General features: G+C 36.5%; 21 protein-coding genes. 20 read left to right on the top strand and 1 reads right to left on the bottom strand.

Going from position 1 to position 26,790, the window contains the following annotated elements; translation table 11 throughout:
- Positions 1–5: 5 nt before the first annotated feature.
- The 13 genes from P0092_RS18520 (at position 6) to P0092_RS18460 (ending at position 14,313) form a co-directional block, all read left to right on the top strand.
- Entirely contained in the window at positions 6–1,343 is a 1,338-nt protein-coding gene (locus P0092_RS18520; protein ID WP_276186988.1) for an ABC transporter substrate-binding protein, read from the top strand.
- A gap of 122 nt (positions 1,344–1,465) precedes the next feature.
- The gene (locus tag P0092_RS18515) at positions 1,466–2,377 is read left to right on the top strand and encodes a carbohydrate ABC transporter permease (RefSeq protein WP_004620595.1); all 912 of its coding nucleotides are present in this window, start codon (positions 1,466–1,468) and stop codon (positions 2,375–2,377) included.
- Positions 2,377–3,213, top strand: a complete 837-nt coding sequence (locus P0092_RS18510) for a carbohydrate ABC transporter permease (RefSeq protein WP_004620596.1) — start codon at positions 2,377–2,379, stop codon at positions 3,211–3,213. Before P0092_RS18515 ends, P0092_RS18510 begins: the two co-directional genes overlap by 1 nt.
- A 28-nt stretch (positions 3,214–3,241) precedes the next feature.
- A complete protein-coding gene (locus P0092_RS18505) occupies positions 3,242–4,240 on the top strand; it encodes a Gfo/Idh/MocA family protein (RefSeq protein ID WP_004620597.1) in 999 nt (332 codons plus the stop codon).
- Positions 4,241–4,261: 21 nt separating this feature from the next.
- Entirely contained in the window at positions 4,262–5,257 is a 996-nt protein-coding gene (locus P0092_RS18500) for a Gfo/Idh/MocA family protein (RefSeq protein ID WP_004620598.1), read from the top strand.
- A 32-nt stretch (positions 5,258–5,289) separates the two neighbouring features.
- Complete coding sequence (locus P0092_RS18495) at positions 5,290–6,069, top strand: glucosamine-6-phosphate deaminase (protein ID WP_004620599.1); 780 nt, start codon at positions 5,290–5,292, stop codon at positions 6,067–6,069.
- Positions 6,070–6,167: 98 nt separating this feature from the next.
- Positions 6,168–7,349, top strand: a complete 1,182-nt coding sequence (gene nagA, locus P0092_RS18490) for an N-acetylglucosamine-6-phosphate deacetylase (protein WP_004620600.1) — start codon at positions 6,168–6,170, stop codon at positions 7,347–7,349.
- A 135-nt stretch (positions 7,350–7,484) separates the two neighbouring features.
- A complete protein-coding gene (locus tag P0092_RS18485) occupies positions 7,485–8,252 on the top strand; it encodes a response regulator transcription factor (protein ID WP_004620601.1) in 768 nt (255 codons plus the stop codon).
- Positions 8,253–8,256: 4 nt separating this feature from the next.
- On the top strand, positions 8,257–9,996 hold the full coding sequence (locus P0092_RS18480) for a sensor histidine kinase (RefSeq protein ID WP_004620602.1): 1,740 nt from the start codon (positions 8,257–8,259) through the stop codon (positions 9,994–9,996).
- A gap of 51 nt (positions 9,997–10,047) precedes the next feature.
- Complete coding sequence (locus P0092_RS18475) at positions 10,048–11,061, top strand: Gfo/Idh/MocA family protein (RefSeq protein WP_004620603.1); 1,014 nt, start codon at positions 10,048–10,050, stop codon at positions 11,059–11,061.
- A gap of 237 nt (positions 11,062–11,298) precedes the next feature.
- Positions 11,299–12,378: a mannonate dehydratase gene (gene uxuA, locus P0092_RS18470; RefSeq protein ID WP_004620604.1), complete on the top strand. Its 1,080-nt coding sequence runs from the start codon at positions 11,299–11,301 to the stop codon at positions 12,376–12,378.
- Entirely contained in the window at positions 12,375–13,982 is a 1,608-nt protein-coding gene (locus P0092_RS18465; protein WP_004620605.1) for a mannitol dehydrogenase family protein, read from the top strand. The genes uxuA and P0092_RS18465 overlap by 4 nt, the downstream gene beginning before the upstream one ends.
- A 109-nt stretch (positions 13,983–14,091) precedes the next feature.
- On the top strand, positions 14,092–14,313 hold the full coding sequence (locus P0092_RS18460; RefSeq protein ID WP_040759120.1) for a hypothetical protein: 222 nt from the start codon (positions 14,092–14,094) through the stop codon (positions 14,311–14,313).
- Positions 14,314–14,432: 119 nt separating this feature from the next.
- Here P0092_RS18460 and P0092_RS18455 read toward each other — a convergent pair whose 3' ends face one another.
- Positions 14,433–15,356 (bottom strand): PadR family transcriptional regulator, encoded by a 924-nt coding sequence (locus P0092_RS18455; protein ID WP_004620606.1) that lies wholly within the window; start codon positions 15,354–15,356, stop codon positions 14,433–14,435.
- Between the two features lie 303 nt (positions 15,357–15,659).
- Between P0092_RS18455 and P0092_RS18450 the strand changes: the two genes are divergently transcribed.
- The 7 genes from P0092_RS18450 to P0092_RS18420 all read left to right on the top strand — a co-directional run bounded on the left by P0092_RS18450 (position 15,660) and on the right by P0092_RS18420 (position 26,630).
- On the top strand, positions 15,660–17,273 hold the full coding sequence (locus P0092_RS18450; RefSeq protein WP_004620607.1) for an AMP-binding protein: 1,614 nt from the start codon (positions 15,660–15,662) through the stop codon (positions 17,271–17,273).
- A 13-nt stretch (positions 17,274–17,286) separates the two neighbouring features.
- The gene (locus tag P0092_RS18445; protein WP_004620608.1) at positions 17,287–17,520 is read left to right on the top strand and encodes an acyl carrier protein; all 234 of its coding nucleotides are present in this window, start codon (positions 17,287–17,289) and stop codon (positions 17,518–17,520) included.
- Positions 17,521–17,544: 24 nt separating this feature from the next.
- Positions 17,545–21,897, top strand: coding sequence for a non-ribosomal peptide synthetase (locus tag P0092_RS18440; protein ID WP_004620609.1), 4,353 nt, complete (start codon positions 17,545–17,547; stop codon positions 21,895–21,897).
- Positions 21,898–21,930: 33 nt separating this feature from the next.
- Positions 21,931–23,154, top strand: coding sequence for a radical SAM/SPASM domain-containing protein (locus P0092_RS18435; RefSeq protein WP_004620610.1), 1,224 nt, complete (start codon positions 21,931–21,933; stop codon positions 23,152–23,154).
- A gap of 93 nt (positions 23,155–23,247) precedes the next feature.
- Entirely contained in the window at positions 23,248–23,616 is a 369-nt protein-coding gene (locus P0092_RS18430; RefSeq protein ID WP_004620612.1) for an ArsR/SmtB family transcription factor, read from the top strand.
- A 23-nt stretch (positions 23,617–23,639) separates the two neighbouring features.
- On the top strand, positions 23,640–24,341 hold the full coding sequence (locus P0092_RS18425; RefSeq protein WP_004620614.1) for an ABC transporter ATP-binding protein: 702 nt from the start codon (positions 23,640–23,642) through the stop codon (positions 24,339–24,341).
- Positions 24,342–26,630, top strand: a complete 2,289-nt coding sequence (locus tag P0092_RS18420) for an ABC transporter permease (RefSeq protein ID WP_004620616.1) — start codon at positions 24,342–24,344, stop codon at positions 26,628–26,630.
- The last annotated feature ends 160 nt before the right edge of the window (positions 26,631–26,790 follow it).

Here is a 26,790-nt window from a genome sequence, read left to right as displayed (position 1 = left end):
AAAAAATGAAAAAAGGAATAAGACTTATTAGCTTGTGTTGTTCCATATTCATTGCTACTGGTATTTTTGCAGGCTGCGGTAGCAATAATCCAAATACTGCTACACCTTCAGCTAAAGAACCATCAAATAAAAAGGTTGTTTTAAGAATGAGCTGGTGGGGGTCGGAGGCACGTCATAAAGCTACATTGGATGCAATTCAGTTGTATATGGACAAAAACCAAAATATAAAAATTGAAGGCGAATATGCGGCATTTGATGCTTATTATCAGAAACTGATGACACAATTTGCTGGTGGAACGGCACCTGATATTATACAAGTTTCTTCAACCTGGCTATCTGAATTAACAAATTATAAAGGTTCCAGCATTTTGGTTGATTATAAAAAGGATGAAGCTGTTAAAGACATTGACCTTAAGGTATTTGATTCGGCCATACTGAATAATGTTTGTACCGTTAATGATAAATTAGTAGGTCTGCCCTCCGCAATTAATGCAGATCCTTCGTTAATTATAAACTCTGACTTTTTCGGAAAATACAATATACCTGTAGATACTGTGTGGAATTGGGACAATCTTTTAAGCAAAGGTAAGGAAGTGCATGCCAAGGATAAAAATGCATACCTGCTCCATTCCGATATTTCATCAATAAGGCAATTATTTGCAACCTATATTAGCCAAAAGACAGGAAAACAATTTATTGGCAATGATTATAAACTGGGCTTTGATAAAAATAATGTAGTGGATGCATTTAAGTATCTGCAGACCTTATATGCAGAAGGTGTTGTACAGCCTTATTCCGAATCGTTGGCTTTCGATAACAAGCCTCAGGAAAGTCCTAAATGGGTTAATGGTGAAACGGGTATGATCGGTACGCCTCTTGGTACTTTCAGTGCTTTTGAATCGGAAAAATTTAAATGTGTTGGTTCCCTTTACCCTGTTGGTAAGGATGCAAAGGATTCCTTTCTGGGATTAACATCAACAATGCTTATTGCTATAAATAATAAATCGGAAAATAAAAAGGAAAGTTCAGATTTTATTAACTGGTTCTTTAATGATAAGGACGCTATTTCAACTCTGGGCGAAGTGAGAGGGCCTCAGCCTACGGAGAACGGAAGAAAAATCCTTCTTGAAGCCAATAAAACCGATACCATTGTAAATGATGCAATTAATCGGGTAAGCAACCAGAAGGGAACTACTCAAAACCTTTTATATGTTGCAGCTACCTTCCAAAAAGTAGTAGATTATTCTATTCAAAAAGTTTTATTTAACAAAGCTACTCCTGAAGCTGCTGCTGATGAGCTGATACAGCAACTTTTACAAAAATGTGAAGAATCAAAAAAGTAAATTGAAGAACCTTTGAGACAAATACTGCAATTTTAATGGCGGTATTTGTCTCAGGGATATATAACAATTCATACTGTATTGCGGATACGCGTACTACAAACTGGAAATGAGGTCATTTTTTAATGAAAAATTCATTAGCTTGTACCCCAAAGAGGAAATTTCGTGATAATATTGGTTTGCTTTTTATAAGTCCTTGGATTATAGGCTTTCTGGCTTTCCAGTTGTACCCTTTGGTAGCTTCCCTGTTTTATTCTTTTACAGATTATAGTTTACTTTCAAAACCTGTTTTTACAGGCCTGAAAAACTATATAGATATATTTACTGTAGATCCGGACTTTTATAACTCTATAAAAGCAACTTTTATTTACACCTTAATAGCGGTTCCTGGAAAATTGATTTTTGCGTTGATTATAGCAATGATCTTAAATTCGAAGCTCAGATTTGCCGGTGCATATACAACGATGTATTATCTGCCCTCCATTCTGGGTGGAAGCGTAGCCATCTCCATATTGTGGAGATTCTTATTCAAGAGCGATGGAATAATTAATATGGCCTTTGGCAAACTTTCGATACCCGCGGTAGATTGGCTTGGAAGCCCGGATGTGGCTTTGTTTACGATAAGTCTTTTGACTATATGGCAGTTTGGATCATCCATGGTAATATTTTTAACGGGATTGAAAAATATACCATATGAACTCTATGAAGCTGCAAAAATAGATGGGGCATCTTCTGTCAAAAAGTTTTTACATATTACGGTTCCCATGCTGACTCCAATGATTTTATTCAATCTGGTCATGCAGACAATAAACGCTTTCCAAGAGTTTACGGGTGCTTTTGTGATCACAAACGGCGGCCCCATGAAAGCTACAAATTTAATGTCACTAATGATTTATGATAATGCTTTCAGCTTCTTTAAGATGGGTTACGCGTCCGCTCTATCATGGATTTTATTTATTGTCATCATTGCAATGACGCTGATCATATTCAGAACATCAAATAATTGGGTTCACTATGAGGATAAGGAGGATTTTTAATGGGTTTCAGAATAAAATATACGTTAAAAAATGTTTTTCTACTTCTTTTTGGACTTTTACTTATCTACCCATTGGTTTGGCTCTTTTTTGCCTCATTTAAAACTAATAATGAGATTTTTGGTTCCCTCAAATTACTTCCAAATAGCTTTAGTTGGGACGCCTATATAAATGGATGGAAAGGCAGTGGACAGTTCGGATATGGCGTATTTCTTTTAAATACCTTTAAACTCGTTATACCGACAGTACTTTTTACAATTGCATCAAGTTCGGTTGTTGCCTATGGTTTTGCAAGATTTAACTTTGTGCTTAAGAAACCGCTTTTTGCATTGATGATTTCAACTCTTATGTTACCGAATACGGTAATAATAATACCAAGGTATCTCCAATTTCAAAAATTAGGTTGGCTCAACAGCTACCTTCCATTTATCGTACCTGCAATATTTGCCTGTTATCCTTTCTTTATCTTTATGCTGGTACAATTTTTCCGCGGAATTCCCCGTGATTTGGATGAGTCTGCATTTTTAGACGGATGTGGCCGGGTAAGATTTTTAATCAGTATACTGCTGCCGCTTTCAAAATCAGCATTGTTTTCAGTGGCAATATTTCAGTTTATTTGGACCTGGAATGACTTCTTCAATACATTAATTTATATAGATAGTGTAAAAAAATTCCCGCTTTCACTGGGGCTAAGGATGTCGATGGATGCGACAACCTCTATTAACTGGAATCAAATCATAGCAATGTCAATTATTACGATCATTCCGCCAGTAATCTTATTCTTCTTTGCTCAGAAGCATTTTGTTCAAGGCATAGCGACAACTGGAATAAAGGGGTAAAAATATTATTATAGCAGGAGGATATAAAGTGAATAAAAAGATTAATATTGCAATTATCGGATGTGGTGTTATTGCCCATTCCCATGTGGAGGCTATCAAAAAAATTACAAAGGCAGAACTTGTTGCAGTATGCGATATTATAGAGGAAAAAGCCAAGGAATTTGCTGATAAATATGGTGTAGTAAGTTATTGTACTGATTATTTGGAATTGCTTTCAAGAAGTGATATTGATCTTGTTTCAATATGTGTCCCAAGTGGAGCAAGAAGGGACATAATAGTTGATGCAGCCCGGTATCAAAAGCATATTCTGAGTGAGAAACCTCTGGAAATTACCAAAGATAGGATGACAGATATGATTGATGCCTGTCGGAAGGCAGGGGTATTGCTAGGTGGTGTATTCCAGAGAAGAACGATGAAATCGGCTGTCTATACACGAAGGCTGATTCAGGAGGGCAAACTTGGAAAGATTGTAATGGCCAATGTTTATGTTAAGCATGTCAGGTCGCAGGAATATTATAATAGTGCTGGCTGGAGAGGTACCTGGGAACTGGATGGCGGCGGTGCTCTGATGAATCAGGGAATACACGGAATCGATCTAATGCAGTGGATGATTGGGGATATCGAAAGTGTAATGGCCTATGCCGATCATTTAATTAGGAAAATAGAGGTTGAAGATACTGCAGTAGCGGCGATGAAGTACAAAAATGGCGCTTTTGGTGTTATACAAGGGGCAACTTCCATTTATGGGCAGGAAGAAATCATGTTTGAAGTACATGGTGAAAAAGGTACGATTGCCTTTGGAGATAATGGTTTTGTGAAGTTCAACGTAGAGGATGTAGAAAATGATTTGAAAACCTTTGGCAGCGATATATCTAAGTTTGACCATTTTGAAATCATCAACGATATGGTTGATGCCATCATAAATAAAAGAGAACCGATGGTTCCGGGTGAAGAGGCGAGAAAGGCTGTTGACCTCATACTTGCAATATATAAATCCGCAAAAAGCGGGAAAATGGTAAAACTGTAATACATTAGGGGGTACTGATTTATGAAATTTGGTGTTATTGGTTCTGCACATGGACACATCTATGAATTCGTCGAGGATATGTTGTCTTTGGGTGGTGAATTTTCGGGCATATTTAATGACAATTCTGAATTGGCTCTGGATTTATCAAAAAAGTATGACGTTCCTTTATTTGATGATGTAGAGAAGCTTTTTGCATGTGGAATTGAAATCATAGGCACTACAGCTATAAATAACAGGAAGATTGATATTATTGAACAATGCAGCCAGCACGGTGTTCATGTTATGGCTGATAAACCGGTTGTTATAAATGAAGGTCAATACCTGAGACTTAAGAAAGTAATTGAAGAGGGTAAAATTGAAGTTGGTTTGATGCTGACCATACGATTTATGGATGAAGTTCAGGCAGTCAAAGATATACTGGCTGATAATAGAATAGGAGAGCTTCTATCGGTTGAAATATTTAACCCGCACAGACTCACTCCTCATACAAGACCTGACTGGCATTTTGAAGAGGATTTGAATGGTGGAATTATAATTGATTTACTGGTTCATTCCATTGATTTGTTTCAATGGTTTACATCGAGTGAAATCGAGTCCTATACAGGCATAGTCCAAAAATCTATTTTAAAAGAAAAAAAGACGTTTTATGATAGTTCACAATTCTTTGTTACGAGCAAAAGCGGTATCAGCGGGTACTTCCGAGTAGATTGGCATATTCCTGACACCCACTGGAATTGGGGAGATATGAGAATTTTCTGTACAGGTTCTAAAGGATGTCTTGAGGCAAGGTGTCTGGGAGATCCTTTAACCAAAGAGCCCATTGTAGTTTTATTTGAAAATGGCAGTGAAACAGTTAAACTCAATGTGCCAAAGGTCAATAATTCTGTAACTAAAGATTTCTTCAACAGGATTAATAAACAGAATTATCTGATTGGACACAAAGCAATCCTTGATGTATGCAAGAATAGTATAGCGTTTAGTAAAAATGCAAAAAAAGTAGTAATGCCGGACGATTAATTATATAAAGCAAGTAGGATGGAGGGATTGCATTGCCAGAAAATAAAGAATACATGGCTGGAAACTTGAAAGTAAAGATATTTAATTCTCGGGAAGCTTTAGGTAAGGAAGCAGCAATAGAAGCTGCAGTCGCTATCAAGAGAGTCCTTGAACAAAAAAAGGAAGTCAATATTATTTTTGCAGCAGCACCTTCACAAAATGAGTTTTTATCTGCATTAATAGCAGATGTGGAGATTCCGTGGGGAAGTATAAATGCATTTCATATGGATGAATATATAAATCTGGACTATGAAGCACCACAGGGTTTTGGAAATTTTTTAAGGCAGAGATTATTTGAAAAGGTGGATTTTAAGTCTGTACATTATCTGGATGGAAATGCAGAGGATATTGAAGCTGAGTGCCGGCGGTATTCCAGACTCCTTCAGGAGTATCCGACAGATATAGTATGTATGGGAATAGGAGAGAACGGACATATTGCATTTAATGATCCTCATGTTGCAAATTTTGACGATAAGTATCTGGTAAAGGTAGCTTCACTGGATTTGAAGTGCAGAACGCAGCAAGTTAATGACGGCTGCTTTGCCAGTCTTGATGAAGTTCCTGTTAATGCTGTTACTCTTACTATACCGGCGCTTACTGCAGCAGATTGTATATTTTGTATGGTCCCCGGTAGGACAAAAGCCGATGCGGTATACGGGACTGTCTTAGGCGAGGTTACTGAAAATTGCCCTGCGTCAATTCTACAGAGACATAAAAATGCAATACTGTATATTGATAAGGAGTCCGGAAGTCGGGTTGTCGACTTTATGTAAATTAATAGGAGCTAATGCAGAATGGTCCAGTCGAAAAATAAGCAAAATTATGTTGTTTTTCGATTGGATGTTTGCATTTGCCAGAAGTGAGGGAAAATGTGAACAGAATTAAAATTGTAAATGGAAAGATATTAACACCCGGTAAGTTAATAAGTAATGGATGTATTGTCATCGAAAATGGCATTATTCAGTGTATCAGTGAAACGGATGTTAAGGTTGAAGAATGTAGAATCATTAATGCAAAGGGCAATTACGTTTCACCCGGATTTATTGATATCCATGTCCACGGTGGTGGTGGTTATGATTTTATGGATGGAACCGTTGAGGCTTATCTGGGAGCAGCAAATCTTCATGCCATTCACGGGACAACTGCTATGGTGCCTACTACATTGACAAGTACAAATGATGAATTAAAAAATACTTTTTTGGTATTCAGCCAGGCTAAAAAGCAGAATGAAAAGGGAGCAGAACTGCTTGGACTGCATTTGGAAGGCCCATACTTTTCTTTTGAACAAAGGGGTGCTCAAGATCCAAGGTATATAAGAAATCCTCAACCGGATGAATACAAGGAAATCTTACGTTGGTCTGATGATATTGTAAGATGGAGTGCAGCACCGGAGCTAGATGGTGCTTTGGAGTTTGGCAACTATCTTAAATCAACAGGAATCCTGCCTTCCATAGCCCATTCCGATGCAACCTTTGAAGAAGTTGAGAAGGCAGTTAAATATGGTTTTACTCATATAACGCATTTATATTCTGCTATGTCAACGATAAAAAGGGTAAATGGTTACAGGCATGCAGGTGTAATAGAGAGTGCCTATTATTTTGATGAATTAACAGTAGAAATAATAGCAGACGGGATTCATCTACCCCCAAGCCTGTTAAAATTAATTTATAGGATTAAGGGCCCTGGTAAGACGGCACTTGTAACAGATGCAATGAGGGCCGCCGGTATGAGAGATGGAGAAAGCATACTGGGAAGCATAAAGGATGGGCAAAAGGTTATTGTTGAAGATGGAGTGGCTAAATTGCAGGATAGGACAGCTTTCGCAGGAAGCGTTGCAACAACCGACAGACTTGTTCGGACAATAAATAAAGAAGTAGGGCTTCCCCTTCTTGATACGATACAAATGATGACCAGTACGCCGGCAGAAATCATAGGAATTGATAAAAGTAAAGGAAGTATTGTCCCTGGAAAAGATGCAGACATTGTTATATTTGATGAAGATATTAATATAGAATTTACAATGATTAAGGGGAAGGTAGTTTTCATAAAATAGACGAGTATTGGAAAAAAGTTCATTATTCAGGGTTTGTTGAACCATTAGTAGCTATATTATATAATAAATAATACAATGCAAATAATAATATTTGATGTAGTAAATTGTAAAATTTATGAAGGGAACATAAAATAAATGTATAAACTTCTCATTGCAGATGATGAACCCAGATTGAGAAATGGTATAAGCAATTATTTTCCATGGAATGAAACTGGTTTTGAAGTTTTATATGAAGCTAGTAATGGAAAACAAGCATTGGAGTTTATTGAAAAAAACCACGTTGATGTAGTCCTGAGTGATATAAGGATGCCAATTATGTCGGGCATTGACTTAGCAAGAGAGATATATAACCGGGGTATGATAATAAAGGTTATTTTTCTAACCGGATACAAAGATTTTGAATATGCCAAGGAAGCGATTAATTACGGTGTTAAGAATTATGTACTTAAGCCAACGAAATATAATGAGCTTGCAGAAGTTTTTTCGAAGATTAAAAAGGAATTAGATAAAGAACTTGAAAATAAAGTATTTGAAGATGTTGGGACAATTGACTCGGAATTTAATGGTATTCATGAAAAGATAATAGCTGAAGTAAAGGATTATGTCACGGAGAATTATCATGATGCCAGATTGGAAAAAGCAGCAGGACGGGTTCACTTAAGTGAATTCTATTTGAGTAAACTATTTAAACGTAAGACAGGAGAAAATTTTTCCGATTTCGTCATCTCCGTTAAGATGAATAAGGCGGCACAACTGCTGAAGGAGATTAACTATAAAACTTATGAAGTTGGAAATATGGTTGGTTATGACAGCTCTAAAACATTTTCAAGGGCATTTAAGAATTATTTTGGGATAAGTCCAAAGGAATACAGAAAAGATAGAAATTCAGATGATAGGGAATGATTAAATGAAAAAACGTGGGTTTATAAGAAATCTGGTATTGTTTGCGTTGCCTCTTTTTATTCCGATTTTTATTCTGGGGACACTATCTATTACAATAACTAAAAAATTCATTCATGAAGATATAAATAAAAGTAATATGAATTTACTCAAACAAACTAAGGAAAACTCAGAGCTTATACTAAATGAATCTGATTTTCTCAGGCTTATTTTTGACAATAGCAGTATGGTTACAAATCAAATACTTTCAAATAATAAGTTTACATATGAAGACCTTCAACTTAATAATATAGTAAAGGAACTTCTTACCACTTCAGTAGGTGCCAGGCCTTATATCCATTCCATTTATATTCTTTTTGACAGCAATAAGGAAAGATTTTTGGCTTCTGGAGATGGCGTTGTCAACATGAAGGATTATAATGATAAAGTCTGGTATGACAGCTATAATGCAAAGAATAAAAACATATACGATTGGAGTGAAGTGAGAAATATCCGGATGTATAGCTTTGAAAAGAGCCCTCAAAAAATAGTTACATTATACATGCGCTTAAATTCAACAGAAGGAGTTTTGGTTCTCAATATTTTTCAGAGCTATTTTGAAAAAGGCTTTAATTCTCTTATCTTAAATCCGGAGCAAACACTCATGGTATTGAATGAGGATAATCAGCTGATATACTGCAATAAAAAAGCAGAAGAGATTGAAAAATATAATTTAATGGATTTTAAGGACACCGAGGGTAATAAAATCTTGAATATAGGTCAGGAAGAGTACACGATAAATCAAACAATATCAGGCAAATATAACTGGAAATACATTTTAATAACGCCCAGCTCTTTCTTTTACAAGGTTCCGATCAAAATTACCCAAATGGCAGCTTTATCCTTGCTTATTTCTTTTTTGCTTGGATTGGCACTTACATTCTATATTACGAGAAAAAACTATAGTCAGGTCAAAAGAATTCTTTTAATACTGGAATCAGCGGAAAATGGCTATCCGCTGCCAAGTTTTCCAGACCGTATAAAGGACGAATACGGATATATAATTCATAATATACTTAAGACTTTTATTGAACAAAGCTATTTGAAAACCCAATTATCTGAAAGAAAGTACAAGCTAAAGATGATGGAGTTGTTGGCACTTCAATCTCAGATAAATCCGCATTTTCTTTTTAATACTCTTGCAACCATAAGCTGGGAAACCATTATTCACCTCGGAGAGTCAAACTACATAAACAGAATGATTGAAAACCTTTCGGATATACTGAGATATTCACTTGAAAGTCCAAGCGAGACTGTAACGTTGAAAAAAGAAATTGAGAACACAAAAAGCTATATTGAAATTCAAAAATACCGTTATGGAGATAAGTTTGATGTTATATGGGAATGTGACCCATACACAGAAGATATAGAAGTTACAAAGCTTTTGATGCAACCTTTAGTTGAAAATAGCATCTACCATGGAGCAAAAGAGAAAGAGACAAAAAGTAAAATTAAAATAAAAATTAAAGCTAATTCTGAATATTTAGATATATCTGTTATTGATTCAGGAAAAGGTATGACAAAAGTTACTCTTATGGAGGTCAGAAAAAAGCTTGAAACCGATGTTGAACAATATGAACATATCGGATTAGGAAATATTAATAAACGACTTAAGCTTTTCTATGGAAATGAGTATGGATTAAGAATAAAAAGCAAATATAATTTTGGTTCAGTTGTAAGTATCAGAATCCCGATTTCCCCTTCCTAACAGATAGTTATGCAGAGTGATATTAAATATAAATCAGAAAGGAGTAATAAGATGAAAAAACTGAATTCTGCCATAATAGGATGCGGCAACATAGCTTCTATGCATGAAGCCGCCATATTGAGTTGTCATAATGCAAATCTCTACGCAGTATGTGATATTGATAGCAGTAAGACATTAGAAATGAAACAAAAGCATAGATGTCAAGTGTTTGCCCAATATCAAGAGCTGTTGAAAAGTGATACTATTGATGTCGTTCACATCTGTACGCCACATTATCTTCATGCTCCAATGGCTATAGAGGCAATGAAGGCAGGCAAACACGTACTAACTGAAAAGCCAATGGCGATATCTGTTTCAGACGCACTGGAAATGGTACGAGTATCCAAACAGACCGGGCGGATGCTGGGGGTAAGCTTTCAAAACCGTTTTAATCATACATCGAGAAGAGTCAAAGAAATTCTGAACACCGGAAAAACGGGTAGGGTTCTGGGTGCTAGAGCATTTGTAACCTGGCATAGAGGTGCGGAATACTATTCAAGGGATAAGTGGAGAGGCAAATGGGAAACCGAAGGCGGCGGATTACTTATAAATCAGGCAATTCACACGCTGGATTTGTTGCAATGGTTTATGGGCGATATTGACACTATCAAGGCTTCCATTGATACGAGGTTTTTGAAGAATGTTATAGAAGTTGAAGACACTGCGGAAGCAACTATAAAATTCAAAAGTGGCGCAACAGCATTTTTTTATGCTACCAATGGCTATCCCTTAGATTCGGTTGTTATGCTTGAAATAGTATGCGAAAAAGCTGTTATAAGAATGGAAGGAGATGTCACGATTAAATATTCCAATGGTGATATCGAGCATATTTCCGACGATGAAAAAGCCAATGGCGAAAAAGCTTACTGGGGTTGTGGTCATAAAGCACTTGTGCATGACTTTTATAAGAAACTGCCTGAGGGACAGCATTTTGAAGTAGACGGAAATGAGGCATTGAAAGCTATAAAAATTGTAAATGCTATGTATGTTTCTCACAAAATAAAAGATTATGTGGAAGTGGGTTAGCTCCGTTTGTATCCTGTATCGGTAGAGACTGTGGCTGCAGCTATAATTACTGCAGATAGGATTGGAAGTAACTATAAAAGGAATAAGAGGGGGAGGGATGAAAAAATTGCTTCTGCCAGAAATATTGCTTTGACGGTTAATAAACAGAGCTTTTAAGATGGAGGACGGGTATTTCAATAAAATATATTTTAAGGAAAACTGGTAGCTGAAAATAAATAAGATTAGGAGAGTACTACTATGAAAATGACATGGCGATGGTATGGTGTTGGAAATGACAGCGTAACACTGGAACAAATCAGACAAATCCCCGGAGTAGAGGGAATTGTGTGGTCTTTGCATGATAAATTGGCCGGTGAAGTTTGGGAACTTGAAAGAATCGAAGCGGAGGCGGACCTAATCCGTAGCTATGGTTTTCATCCGGAAGTGGTAGAAAGTGTAAATATCCATGATTCTATTAAGATAGGGTCACCGGAAAGGGACAAATATATTGATATCTATATTGACACAATCAGAAAACTGGCAAAGGTGGGCGTGAAAGTCATATGCTATAACTTTATGCCTGTATTTGACTGGGTACGTACCGACCTGTACAATGAAATGCCCGATGGTTCCAATGCACTCTTTTATGATAAGAAAAAGGCAGAACTGCCTCCAAAGGAACTGATAGACAGAGTTCTTGAAAAGGGATCGGATTTTACCATGCCTGGTTGGGAACCTGAGCGTTTGGCGAAAATCGAAGAACTTTTTGATGCATATAAGGGTATTGACGAAGAAAAGCTTACAGAGAACTGTAAGTATTTTCTGGAACGCATAATACCCGTATGTGAAGAATGTGATGTGAAGATGGCTATCCATCCGGATGATCCACCTCAGCCTATTTATGGATTACCGCGTATTATCCGCAGCAGTGAACATATCCGCCGTTTCTTGAAGTTGGTAGACAGCCCTTACAATGGTCTCACATTGTGCTCAGGTTCGTTGGGTGCAAGCCCGGCTAATGATATTCCGGCAATGATCCGCGAATTCGGTGATAGGATTCACTTTGCCCATATCAGAAACGTCAAGTGTTTTGATAACGGGGATTTTATTGAAACCTCCCACCGTACCAGTGACGGAAGCGTTCCTGTAGATAAGATTGTAAAGGCATATCATGAGATTGGATTTAAAGGATATACACGCCCCGATCATGGCCGTCATATCTGGGGAGAAGAAAAATTCTGCCGTCCCGGTTACGGCATGTACGACCGTGCTTTGGGAGTAATGTATCTTCTAGGTCTATGGGATGCCTATGAACTGGAAAGGAGAAAAAAGGTATGAAACTGAGCAGGGAAAGTCTAAAAAATACAGTAGCATGGCAGAAATCAGGCATTGAGATACCAAAATTTGATGTGGATGCAATGCTGAAAAAGACCGCAAGTTTTCCGGAATGGGTACATTTCGGTGCAGGAAATATATTCCGAGGCTTCATGTCGGCCTGCCATCAGGAATTACTGGAAGCAGGTACTGCAGAAACAGGAATAATAGCAGTAGAAACCTTTGACGAAGAAATAATTGACAATGTTTATAGAAAATATGATATGTTGACACTCAATGTTCTTGCGGATGCTGATGGAAGTCTCGACATGAAGGTTATTGCAAGCATCGGCGAAGCAATCGTGGGAAATCCGTCCCGCACAGAGGAATGGAACCGGTTGGTCTGGGTATTCCAGCAGCCTTCTCTCAAAATGGTTACATTTACCATTACGGAAAAAGGCTATGCGGTTCGCGACAGTGCAAGAAATTTCCTGGGAGTCATTCAAAGCGATATCGAAAACGGTTTAGAGGCACCCATTCATGTCATGAGCAGATTGGTGGCACTAATGCACAAAAGGTATCTGGCAGGCAAGTATCCTGTTGCATTGGTCAGCACTGACAATTGTGCAAAAAATGGAGAAAAGCTTTGTGCCGCAGTGCTTACCATTGCAGAGGCCTGGCTAGCCAAGGGCTATGTAGAGGAAGGCTTTGTAGCTTACTTGAAGGACGGAAAAACCGTATCCTTCCCATGGTCAATGATCGACAGAATTACTCCCAGACCTTCAGAAGACATCCAGAAAGCCATTGAAGCTAAAGGCGTCGAGAATATGGGAGTTGTTGTTACCAGCAAGAACACCTATATTGCGCCCTTTGTTAACTCTGAAGTCAGCCAGTACCTCTTTATTGAGGACGATTTTCCCAATGGCCGCTTCCCTCTTGAAAAGGCCAAGGGCATTTGGCTTACAGACCGTGTAACTGTAAATAAGATTGAAACCATGAAAGTGACTACTTGTTTGAATCCTTTACATACCGCTATTGCCATTGTTGGCTGGCTTTTAGGATATACCATGGTATTTGAAGCTGTAAAGGATAAAGATATATCACGCTTGGTTGAGCGGATCGGCTATGTAGAAGGACTGCCGGTAGTGGTAGATCCTGAAATAATCAGTCCGAAGGAATTTCTGGATGAAGTATTCTACAAAAGGTTTACAAACCCTTATATTCCTGATACTACCATGAGAATTGCAACAGATACCTCACAAAAAGTGGGAATCCGTTTTGGGGAAACGATAAAATCTTATGTGGAAAACGAAACATTGAAGATTGAAAAACTAACGGGTATTTCTCTGGCCATTGCAGCCTGGTGTAGGTATCTTCTTGCTGTGGATGATGTAGGAAAGTCTATGAATTTGAGCCCGGACCCAATGCTGGAGGAACTTCAAGCGAAATTGGGCGGTGCAACCCTTGGTGGACCTATACCCAGCCTGTCAAGCATACTGTCTAACGTGAATATTTTCGGCTCGGACCTATATGCCATCGGTATGGGTGAGCGCATCCAGAACATGTTTGGTGAAATGTTAACAGGTCCTGGAGCTGTTCGGGCAACTTTAAAAAAGTATTTGGGATAAAGCCGGGAGATACCAATTATTTTTGGATTTATTTCCGCCAATACCAAACCGAAGCAAAATGTTTTTCTCGATGGTGACTGGTGTTGGGATATGACTCCGTTTACGGTTAATGAGGAAACAAAAGCAGTGGATAATTGATGAGCTTCTTTCGCAAAAATCTTTTAAAAATAGGTTGAATAAAGATGTAGAGAACGGAATAAGAATTAAAGACATAATTCAAAGAAGTATCGGCAGAATTAAAAAGTATGATTGCCTAAATACAGAGAAAATTGATGTCAGTAAAATATCACCTAAACAAGCAGCAGAGGCTGTTTCAGCAAGGATACTATAATTTAAAAACTGAAAAAATAGAAACCCTCATAAATTAAACAACTCAATAAAGCTGCAATTACAAAAAACAACCTTTCACCTCTGAGAGGTTGTTTTTTTATTGCAACGAAATGCCGTTATTTAGTAAAGCTCCAACAGCCATTTTTCAGCTTCTTCTTTACTTTCATACAGTCTGAAGTGATTACCTTTGTTGGTTTCCGAGGCCATTTCTTTAAAACGGCCTTTTTGAAGTGGCTCTTGAGGAACAATAGCAGCAGCTTTAATGCCATAGTTTACAAATTTTTGAATAATACTGCCGGCTACTTTTGTTTTAAGTTTAAAGAAGTCTTCCGATAAGGCTTCGTAGTGTATCATTAGTGCATTACACTCGTGTTCCCAGCATAGAGCAATCAAATCAAGTGCGGTATTTTCTGAACTTAAAGGTTCAGTGGCAGAAACCACTTCAATATATTTTTTGTTTCCTATTTCTCTTATTTCATAATTCATTTTGTCTTTTTCCTCCTCTGCTTTATTTGCAAGCAATTTCTGACGTGTTGCTTGCACCCAATTAAGTTCATTTTTGTAGGTTGAAATAATATTTTCCGAAATCATTTCCCATATTAAGCCTTCTCTGGCGCTTCGGTTAGGTGAATGAAGAGCGCGTCTGTATTTTTCTTTTTCCATAATTAATTGCAGCTTTATTTCATTTTCATATTTTGAGAGCAGCTCACTTAGTTCTTCATTACTCAATATATCCGACCATGCAAACTGTACTAAAAATGTCTTCTTTATCTCAGGAGCCTCCGGCGATGACAAAAGCCAATTTTTAAGTTCTTTGAGTCCGTCTTCCGTTATGGTATATATTTTTTTTGAAGGAGAGTTGTCCTGATGGATTAATTCATTTGTAACAAAACCCTCGTCTTCAAGATTGGTTAGAGCTTTGTATATTTGATTATTGTTACCTGACCAATACATGAAAGAAGAATCCTCAAAAATCTTTTTAAGCTCATAGCCTGTTGATGGTCTCCAACTCAGTATTCCTAATATTGCTAATTGAATTGACATTAACTACACCTCATTTACTAATAACATAGGTTAATAGTAACATGCGTTATTTGCGAATGTCAATTAAATTAAAAATAATCATATGTTACAAAAATTACCATTTAAGTCTATCATTCAAAATAAATTGACAGCAGTCTACAAATAATATAAATTATTATTATAACAAATATGGAAAATAATTATTATATTTACATAAAATCTATAAAATGAAAATGATGTCCATGGATAGTATGTTTAAGGTCGCACTTCAAATAAATGTATTACAGGAATTTATAATTTTTTAATAAGGAAGAGTATTTAATAATGGAAAAAAGAAATTTTTTTTATACTGAGCGGAAACAATTTAAAAATATACATGAATATCTGAACACTTGTTTAAGCAATCATGCTGATAATATTCTATTTAAGTTTAATAAAAATGGAACTTCATACGGGAAGAGATATAAGGAAGTATTCGATGATATTTTATCTCTTGAAGCTGCACTTAGTGAATGGCATTTTGAGAAAAAGCATATTGCAATCTTAGGGAAAACATCTTATGAATGGATGGTGTCGTACTTAGGCGTTATGAATGCCGGGTATGTAGCTATTCCCATAGATAAATTATTACCTGTTGAGGCCATAATTGAGCAGCTTCAATTTGTTGATGCGGACTGCTTACTATTTGATAATGATTATCATGACGTTGCATTAAAAATAAAGGAATTTGTAGGAAGCATAAAGTACTTCGTGAACTTCAATGAAAAATCCGATAACATGCATTGTTTGTATGACATGCTGAAAACTCCTCATAAAGATATTAAATCAGAGATATCACCTGATACTGCTGCTGAAATCGTATTCTCATCAGGAACAACTTCAAACAGTAAGGCAATTGTATTAACACATGAGAACCTTGCAAGCAATATTGCATATTGCAGCCAGGTTATTGATGTATCTGTTACGGACATTCTCCTGTCTATTTTGCCAAACAATCATACATATGAATTAACAGCTGGAATATTAACACCTATTTATTTCGGGGCAACAATTTGCTTGAATGATAGCTTAAAAATGATGAAGAGAAATTTAAAGACGTATAAACCTACAATAATGATTGTGGTACCGGCAGTTTTGGAGATGCTGAGGAAAGAGATATTAAAGGCGGTTGCAAATCAAAACAAAAATGAGAAGTTCAGTTCTGCAATGAAAATCACTAAAATACTAAAAAAGGTCCATATTAATGTCAGCCGAAAATTATTTGGAGAGATTCTTGAAGTACTTGGAGGAAATATTAGAACTTTTGTCTGTGGAGGTGCATTTCTGCCCGTTGAGATAATTGATTTTTATACAACAATGGGGATAAAACTAATACAAGGATATGGTATTACAGAGTGTTCTCCTCTGGTTTCGGCAAATACTGATAGGAATGGGGAGCGTGGCTCCGTTGGCAAGATTGGTGGGGGCTGTAGTGTAAAAATTGTTGACAATGAGATTTGGGTCAAAGGTAAGAATGTAATGAAAGGGTATTATAAAAATCCTGAAGTTACGGAAGCTTGTATGGAAAATGGCTGGTTTAAGACAGGTGACCTTGGATATATCGGCAAAAATGGATACCTGTATATTACAGGTAGGAAAAAAAACCTTTTAGTGCTTAGTAATGGGGAAAATGTAAGCCCTGAAGAACTTGAAGGCAAACTACTGGCACTGGATTGTATAAATGAGGTTATTGTATTCGGTGAAGATGACGTTATTAAAGCTGAAATTTATCCGAATTATGACCTTTTTGAGGGCAGGGATATTGAAGAAATTGAAGCTGTAATTTCAAAAGAAATAAAAGAAATTAATTCACTACTGCCTATGTTTAAACAAATACAAAAAATAAAGCTTCGAGCTAATGAGTTCGAAAAAACTACTACTAATAAAATAAAAAGATAAGGGGAGAAGAAACATGATTGAGAAAATCAAAGAAATATTGGCAAGGTACGCGGAGGTGGGCATTGATAAAATTAATGACGAATCCAGGCTGGTGGGGGACTTAGGTCTTGATTCAATGGATTTGGTGGATTTGGTTATTGATTTAGAAGATGAATTTGGGGTTGAAATTAATGATAGAGATTTATGGAACATACAAACCTTTAGTGATATTAAGACCTATTTGTCTGAAAGAACTCAAAAGGATTAATAAAGAGTAATGGGGGAATTTGTCGTGGGTATAGATGAAAAGAGTAAAGATAATAATGTTTTTCCACTAACAAATGTTCAGACTGCTTATTTAATGGGACGAAATCCCGTATTTGAGCTTGGAGGCCGGTCAACTCACATTTATTATGAATTTGAAAATAATCTTGATATAGGTAAATTTAACAAGGCACTTAATAAGCTTATTAAAAATCAGCCTATGTTAAGAGCTGTAATTGAAGAAACAGGGCAGCAAAGAATACTGGAAGAAGTCAATGATTATATTGTAGAACGATTTGACCTGACTAATTTATCAAATGAGAAAAAGCAGGAATTCATATTATATAAAAGAGAAGAAATGTCCCATCATGTATTTAAGATTGATACTTGGCCCTTATTTGACATAAAAATGGCACAATTAGAATGCGATAAAGTATACATGTTTTGTGACTTTGATATGCTTATTGCTGATGCAGGGAGTTTAATTGTTTTAATAAATGAAGTAATGGATTGCTATGATTTAGAAACTGAACCAATACCTTTAGATTCATCGTTTAGAGATTATGTTTATAAATTAACGGATATAAAAAAGACTAAAAGGTATGAAACAGACAGAAACTTTTGGATGGAGCAATTAACAGAGTTTCCGTCAGCTCCTCAATTACCTTTGAAATCAAATAAAAAAATATTACTGCCTAAATTTAAAAGGTTGGGAACAACTGTTGACAGCAGTTCATGGGGAAAGATAAAAGAGATGGCAGAGGAAAAGAAAATACCCCCCACAATCCTTCTTTGTACAGCCTATGCTATGGTACTTGAGCGTTGGTGTAATCAGGATTCCTTTACTTTGAATTCGGCAATAACAGGTCGTTCCAAGCATGATAAGAGTATAAGCAGAGTTATAGGAGATTTTACGAAGGCATTGCTGTTGCCCATATATAGAAGGGATATTTCAAAAGACGATTTTTGGGAGAATGCAACAGCCATCAGGGATTTGTTTGCAGCTTCCTATAGGCATAGCTCCTTTGACGGAATGGAGTTTCTAAAAGAGTTATCCAAGGCCAGAGGACTTGGAACATCTGCTGTTATGCCAATTGTTTTTACCAGTATGATTTTTAATGATGAAAAATTCAGCCTTTTGGACAAGTTTGGAGAGTTGAAATATGGAATAAGCCAAACTCCCCAAGTTCTTTTAGATTGTCAGGTTATGGACATAAGCGGCAAGTTGCTCATGACATGGGACTATGTGGAGGAGGCATTTGAGGAAGAATTGATAGAAACCATGTTCAGGCAATATGAAGAACTGGTGCTAAGCATTAAACCTGACGGCTCTTATTCAAAAGAGATATTTGAGTTAAGTGACAAAGATAAAAAACTAATTCAAAAGTACAATGATACAATTTGCAACACTCAAAAAACAACGCTTCAGAATATTGTGTCCAAAGCCTTTGAAACCCACACCCATAAGGTTGCTGTTAAAGATGGAAATTCGTCATTTACATATAAAGAGTTGGACTTGCTGACAGACCGTATAGCGATATCTTTACAATCCGAAGGTATAGGCCCGGGAGATTTTGTTGGTGTCAGTGCAGCAAGATGTGCTGAAACAGTGATAAATATTCTTGGAGTAATTAAATCGGGGGCGGCATACGTTCCAATAAATCCTGAGCATCCAAAAGAAAGACAAAACTATATTTACCAACATAGCGGGTGCAAAAAGATGCTGGAGCCTGCTTACGTTCACAGCATTACAGAAGATACCTGCAAGAGGTTTGATTCGGATAAAAAAGCACGGACAACTGATATTGCATATGTTATTTATACCTCTGGCAGTACCGGAGAGCCTAAAGGAGTTGTTATCTCAAATGAAGCTGTCTGCAATACAATCATGGATATTAATTCCAGATACAGCATAACAGAAAATGATAAAGTGATTGGAATATCCTCTTTTTGTTTTGACTTATCCGTATACGATATATTTGGAAGCATATTGGCAGGAGCAGAGTTGTATATTGCAGGCAATGCAAGAAATATACCCGAACTTATAGATATTGTTACAAATGAAAAAATCACTGTATGGAATACTGTGCCTGCAATTATGGAGCTATATATTGATGAATTACATAGAATTGAAGAGAATAAATGCCATAGTGCCAGTGGGACATTGCGGGTTGTCATGCTAAGCGGAGATTGGATACCTGTGTCTCTTCCTGACAAAATCAGAGGTAAAAATTCTCAGGTGAAAATATATAGCTTAGGCGGTGCTACCGAGGCATCCATTTGGTCAATTCATTATCCGATTGATAGGGTGGATGAGAATTGGACAAGTATTCCTTACGGGTATCCTTTAGCAAATCAGATGTTCTATGTTCTGGACAATAATCTTGAGCTATGTCCCGTTGGAGTTATGGGTGAATTATACATAGGGGGCATTGGAGTTGCCATAGGCTATCAGAAGGATATAGATAAAACCAAAGCTGCGTTTATTGAGCATAAAAGCTTTGGAAGGGTATACAGGACAGGCGACTTTGGAGTAATGAATAGAAATGGGTATATAGAATTTAAGGGTCGTAAAGACCAGCAGGTAAAAATCAGAGGCCATAGAATTGAGCTTGGAGAAATAGAAAGCGTTCTTATAAGACATGAAGCTGTTGAAAATGCAGCAGTAATTGACTATAAAGATGAAAACGGAAAAGTATTTTTATGCGCATATATTGTTTCAAACAGTACATTTACCTGCGATGTATTGTCTGACTGGGCTGCAACATATTTACCCGATTATATGGTTCCAAGACAATATGTAGAAGTTGAAGAAATTCCTTTAACCTCAAATGGAAAAGTAAATAAGAAAATTCTCCCCAAGCCTGAAATTAAGCAATGTGAAACTAACTACATGGCTCCCGGGAATGACATTGAAATGGAACTGGTTCGACTTTGGCAGGAAGTACTTAACCTTGACAAGGTAGGAATTAATGAAGATTTCTTTGATTTGGGAGGAGATTCACTAAATGTAATTAAGGTAATTACCAAGGCCAGTGAGCTTGGAATCAGAATTTCTTTAGAGGATATGTATAAGTATACAACGATACTTAGTTTGGCTCCATATGTAAGCCGTTCATCCAGTATCGCCGAAGATAATATTGCCAAACTGAGAAAGACCATGGATTCACTGGCAAATTATAGACCTGATATAAACTATGAAAAAGATTATAAGGAATATGCAGAAGGCTTTAAAGAAATACAGCTACAAGAGGGGGTAGCCTATAACAATATTTTTATAACGGGAGGGACAGGCTTTCTTGGAAGTCATCTCATAAGAGAGCTATTGTTAAAAACCCAATCAAAAGTTTACATACTTGTACGAGGCGAAAATGAAAATAGTGCAAAAGACAGATTAAAAAGAACATGGAGTCATTACTTTAAAGAAAAGGATTATATTCATGAATACTCTGACAGAGTTTCAATTATAGTCGGCGATATAAGTCAAGTTAATTTTGGACTTAGTCAGGCAGAATTTGATTCTCTGGCAGAAAAGACAGACTGTGTAATTCATTCGGCAGCTATCATAAATCATTATGGCTTATGGGAGGATTATCAAAGAATCAATATTGACGGAACACGCAGAATAACAGAGTTCTCCAAGTACAAGAATAAGAAGGAGCTTCATTACATATCTACCATATCTACAGGCTTCTCTGTCAGCAGGTATGAAAATAAGAATTTGTTTACCGAGTATGACATAACGCATGGGGATAGGTCCGAAATAGCATACGCTCAATCTAAAATTTACGCAGAGGATATAACTTTATCAGCTCAAAATGAAGGTATCAACGTAAAAATCTACCGTTTGGGATTTTTGGTTCAAAGTTATCAAGAGGGAATATTTCAAACAAATGAAGGAGAAAGTTCAATATTCTCTGTTTTGAGTATGATGATGAAGCTGGGCTCAGTCCCTGATCTTGATGCAAAAATATTTGATTTAACTTTTGTTGATCAGGCGGCAGAGGCTATAGCATTGTTATTAGGTGTAAAAGAAGAAAGTAATATTTATCACATATTTAATCCCAATAAAATTAGCCTGGTTGATTTTGCACAGTTATTTAATGAACTTTCAGATGAGGTTAAGATTCAATCAATCGACGACTTTGAGAAGCACTTAGTCAACGGTGGCAAAAAGTACAATCATTTGGTAGCTGAGATAATTAATCTGGGTCTTCTTGAAAAGTCTTTTGACCCAACCATGCTGATTCTGCCAACCTGTAAAAGGACTGAGACTGTATTAAGAAATTACGGATTTGAATGGGGAAAGATGGATTCAAAAAGGAGTGCTGACATGTTACGGATTGTAAATAGAATAGCAAAAACCATTCCCGATGCTTAATGAGAGATTAATAAATAAAAGGAGGCTTATAGCATGAGTAATTTCAAGAAAATTATCAATGAAGATGAAATATACAGGATTGTTTCGGAAGCAAATAACACAGAAGCAGGACAGTATTTTGCAAAGTTTTTAAAGAAAAAGGGTTTTAAACTTACCTATGATTCAGCAAAAAAACAGTATTTTATTAATAGCTTTTTACCTGCTATTCCATCTAAAGCTTGGGATAAAGCAATGGATACTCTGGACAGTATAAAAAAAGGGGAAAGAAAGTTGTTTCAAAGTGATGTTGTTGTTACGGGGCGGTGCCACTGTAATTGCTGGCACTGCTATAGAAATAAAAGCAGTAGATATGATTTAAGTCTTGAATCAGTTAAATCCTTTATTGAACAGACCTATGAACTTGGCGTTGCCAATATTGGCATTACCGGGGGAGAGCCTATGCTTAGAAATGATATCAAGGATATTATCAGTTTTATTCCGGAGGGTATGCAAGCCCAGTTGTATACTACGGGGCATAAGATTGATGATGAGTTTTGCAAGTTTTTAAGTAACAGCAATGTCAGCAGGGTTATTATAAGTCTGGATCATTACAAAGAGGAAGTAGTGGTTAAAACCAGAGATAGTAAGAATGCTTTTCAAGAGTCCTTAGAGGCTATTAAAGTACTGCAGGCAAACAATATTTATACTGTAGTAACAATATGTATTATTGACAGTTTTACAACTGATGAGATAGAAGAGTATTTTAAGTTTGTATCGGAATTAGGCATTCAGGAGATAAGGATTGTCTTACCTATTCCACAGGGGAAAATTGAAGGAATGGATTGCAAGATGAATTATAAAGTAGCCAAGAGAATGATAATGGATATCAAGGAAAAATATATTAACAATCCCGATTATCCCAATGTTGTCTTATTCAGTGAGTTTGAAAGTGCAAAATGTATGGGATGTTCGGCAGGAATCTATTACTTGACTTTAAATAATGACGGAGCATATACGCCTTGTGTTGCTGTTCCTTTATCATTTGGAGACATTACCCAAGATACAGTAAAAGATGTTCTGGAGGATATGTCCCAATTTTTTAAATGTGCAGGCAGAACTTGCTATGGCAGAAAAATAGGAAGAATAATTCAGGATATGGGAATTGACACAGGCAAAATTCCGCTGGACACCCAGCTTAGTAAAACTGTAGCAGAAAAATACATAGTTGAAGGGCTGCCGCCGGAATTTTATGATGGATTTTTTAACAACTTATTTTAAATCCTTTAAAAGGCTTGATTTGATAAATATGGTAATATATAATTAAATGTGAATATATGAACAAATGTTAATATGTATTTAGGAGGGATGTATTTGAACGGGAAAGGCGAGATGATTAAGTGTGATTGTATTGCAATACACCAGGATATTGTAAATAAAGTCAAAGCCAGTATGCCTGATGAAGAAAAATTGTATGATTTGGCAGAGGTTTTCAAAGTCTTTGGTGATACCACAAGAATTAAGATTTTATATGCTTTGTTTGCTTCAGAAATGTGTGTATGTGATATAGCAGTTCTCCTTAATATGAACCAATCGGCAATATCACATCAACTAAGAGTATTGAAGCAATCCAAACTAGTTAAGTATAGAAAAGAAGGCAAAACGGTTTTTTATTCACTGGATGATGAACATGTAAAGCATATTTTTGATCAGGGATTTATTCATGTCAGTGAAAATAAATAATATATTTAGGGGTGCATGAAAAGATGGAGCCATTTATAAAAGTGGAAAATTTATCAAGGAAGTTTAATGTAGGTGATGAAGAGATTTATGCTATAAAAAATATAAGCTTTGAGATTAACAAAGGGGAATTTGCTGTTATTCTTGGGCCTTCGGGTTCAGGAAAGAGCACATTATTGAATCTTTTTGGAGGTATGGACCGTGCAACTTCCGGGACATTAGTCATTAATAATACTAACGTTACAAGCTTCTCCGACAGACAATTAAACGATTATCGCAGGAAAGAAGTAGGGTTTGTGTTTCAATTTTACAACCTTCTGCCTAACCTGACAGCCAGTGAAAATATTGAAATAGCCAGAAGAATTAGTGATAACCCTCTGGAAAGCAATGCATTGGAGTTAGTTGGTCTGTCACACAGAGCTAAACATTTTCCCGCAGAACTTTCAGGCGGAGAACAGCAAAGGGTTTCCATAGCAAGAGCTTTGGCTAAAAGGCCAAAAATACTTTTGTGTGATGAACCTACCGGAGCCTTAGACAGTGAAACAGGTAAGCTGGTTTTAGTAACACTACATAAAATGTGTAAAGAAAATAACCAGACAGCTATAGTTGTTACACATAATTCCGTAATTGCAGAGGCGGCGGACAGGGTTGTACACTTAAGAAATGGAGAGGTATCGAGCATTGAATGTAATAGTACGCCTATCCCAATGGAAGGAGTGGAGTGGTAAATGGAATTAACTAAAAAAATGCTGCGGGACATTATCAAGAATAAAGCTCAGTTTTTGACAATTGTCTTTATTGCAACATTTGGAGTGTTAACTTTTTCAGGTTTGGATAGCGTACGTCAGGGATTGATTCAGAGCAGTGATGAGTACTATAAAACTGTTAATCTGGCCAATATGTGGGTTTACACAAAAGATGACCCGACTCAGGAGCTGAACAAGATTTCAAAAATGGAAGGTATAACAGATGTTCAAGCCAGACTGACATATAATGCTACCAGCGGAAAGAACCAAATAAAACTATTTGTCTCGGATGACAATGAAATCTCAAAACCTTATATAGTTTCAGGAGCCAAGTATGATGTTAATGCAGAGGGTATATGGCTGGATGATGAATTTGCAAAAGCAAATAATTATAAAGTTGGAGATTCTGTTACCATAAACAATAAAGAGCTGAAGATAAAGGGTATTATTTTAAGTGCTGAAGAGATTTACGACCCACCTGCAGGAAATGCCATTCCTGATTACAAAGATAATGGTTACGCGTATATGTCAAAAAGGACATTTACGAATACATATGGCTTTTATATGGCTAATCAGGTTTTAGTTACTTACGGGGATTCAGTGAATGAAGGTGAGATAAGTAAAAAAATTGAAAACGTACTTGGTGATAAATTCGTTACTTATTTGATGCGTGATGAGCAGTCAAGTACAAATCATATCAATGAGAGAATCAGACAACTTACTCAGTTTACATATGTTTTTCCGGCTTTATTCTTCTTATTGGCAGTATTAACAATGCTTACAACAATGACAAGATTAATAGATAATCAGAGGACACAGATAGGAACATTGATGTCTATTGGTTATAGCAACAGGAGAATCAGACTGCATTATTTAAGCTACGGTTTATGGATGGGGCTGGTTGGAGGAGGCCTGGGAGTTGTAATAGGTTATAAAGCCATTCCCGAAGTATTGATTCAGTCCTTCAGACATTTGGCAATTGTTCCCTATTGGGACAAGCCGTTAACCATTGGCAGTTTTGTATCAGTTGCTGTTATGGTTTTGTGCTGTTTACTTGCTGTTCTTATGTCTTGCGGAAGTAAGCTCAAAGTAATGCCGGCACTTGTTCTGAGAGGAAATGCACAGAAAATCGGAAAACACACTTTTATGGAGAGGATACCGTTCTTATGGAATAGAATGTCCCTCAATATCAAATCCACTATAAGAAATATCAGCAGGAATAAAGTTCGTTCAATAATGGGCATAGTCGGTGTACTTGGCAGTATGGTGCTTATTCTGGCGGGCTTAGGCATGAAAGATTCTCTTAACTACACAATAGACTATACCTATAATAATTTATATCAATACAATAACAAAATAGAAGTTACAAAATCGTATACTCAAGTAAAGGATTTGGACATAGGCGGTACTAATCAGTATATTCAAGAAGGAACTCTGGAAATAAGAACTGACAAAGAGGGCAAGAAATATACTGCAATGTTTTCGGTTGTTGATGATGGAACCTTTATTCGTATGAAAGACGTGAGTGGAAATGAAGTGAAAATTTCTGAGGTAAAAGGGTTAGTAATTTCAGATAAATTTGCAAGTACCCTTGGAGTTAAAGAAGGGGATAACGTTAATTGGAGATTTTTAGGTGGAAAGTGGGGGGATGTAAAAATAGGTAAAGTAGTTATCAACTCACTTCCTAAGGTTTTATTTGTTTCAAAGAATACTTGGAGCGACTTAAACCAAGATTTTCAACCAAATGCGTTATTTTCTGATAATAACGAAAAAAACTTAGCTTCATATTTCCATAAAAAAGATAATATTGAGTCCAAAATTATTACCAAAGAGAGTCAACGGGATTCAATGCAAAAAGTCTTTGATAGTACCAATTCAATAATATATGTGCTTTTATTTGCTGCAATATTGCTTGTAGTAGTTGTTTTATCAAGCCTTGGGCTGCTTAACTATACTGAGATGGAGAGGGAATATGCAACACTAAAAGTAATAGGATTATACCCGGTAGAAATAAGGGTATTAGCATTTAAAGAAAGCCTCGTACTTTCATTTGTCGGGTGGGTAGTAGGCATACCTTTTGGAAAAATATTTGTTGACGTTTTTATGAAGATTCTTTCAAATGATACCATAGTCTGTCTTTCACACATTAATTTCAGCAGTTATATCCTTGCTTCGGTACTGGTAGCAGGAGGAGCGCTTTTAATTAATCTTTTGTTAAGTGTAAAGATAGGCAAAATCAACATGGTAACATCTTTAAAGTCAAACGAATAGAATTTACAGAATAAAACTGCAAGAGAGTACCGGCATTATTTTCAATATGCCGATACCCGCTTGCAGTTTTTATTTTAGTTGTTGTGGCGGGTTTGATTGGAGAGAGTTATAATAAGCAAGACTTGTTCGCCGATAAGCAAATAGGTTACTTTGTGGATAC

The organism is Ruminiclostridium papyrosolvens DSM 2782 (assembly GCF_029318685.1).
GTDB lineage: Bacteria > Bacillota > Clostridia > Acetivibrionales > DSM-1351 > Ruminiclostridium > Ruminiclostridium papyrosolvens.
This window is presented reverse-complemented; position numbering and strand designations above follow the sequence as displayed.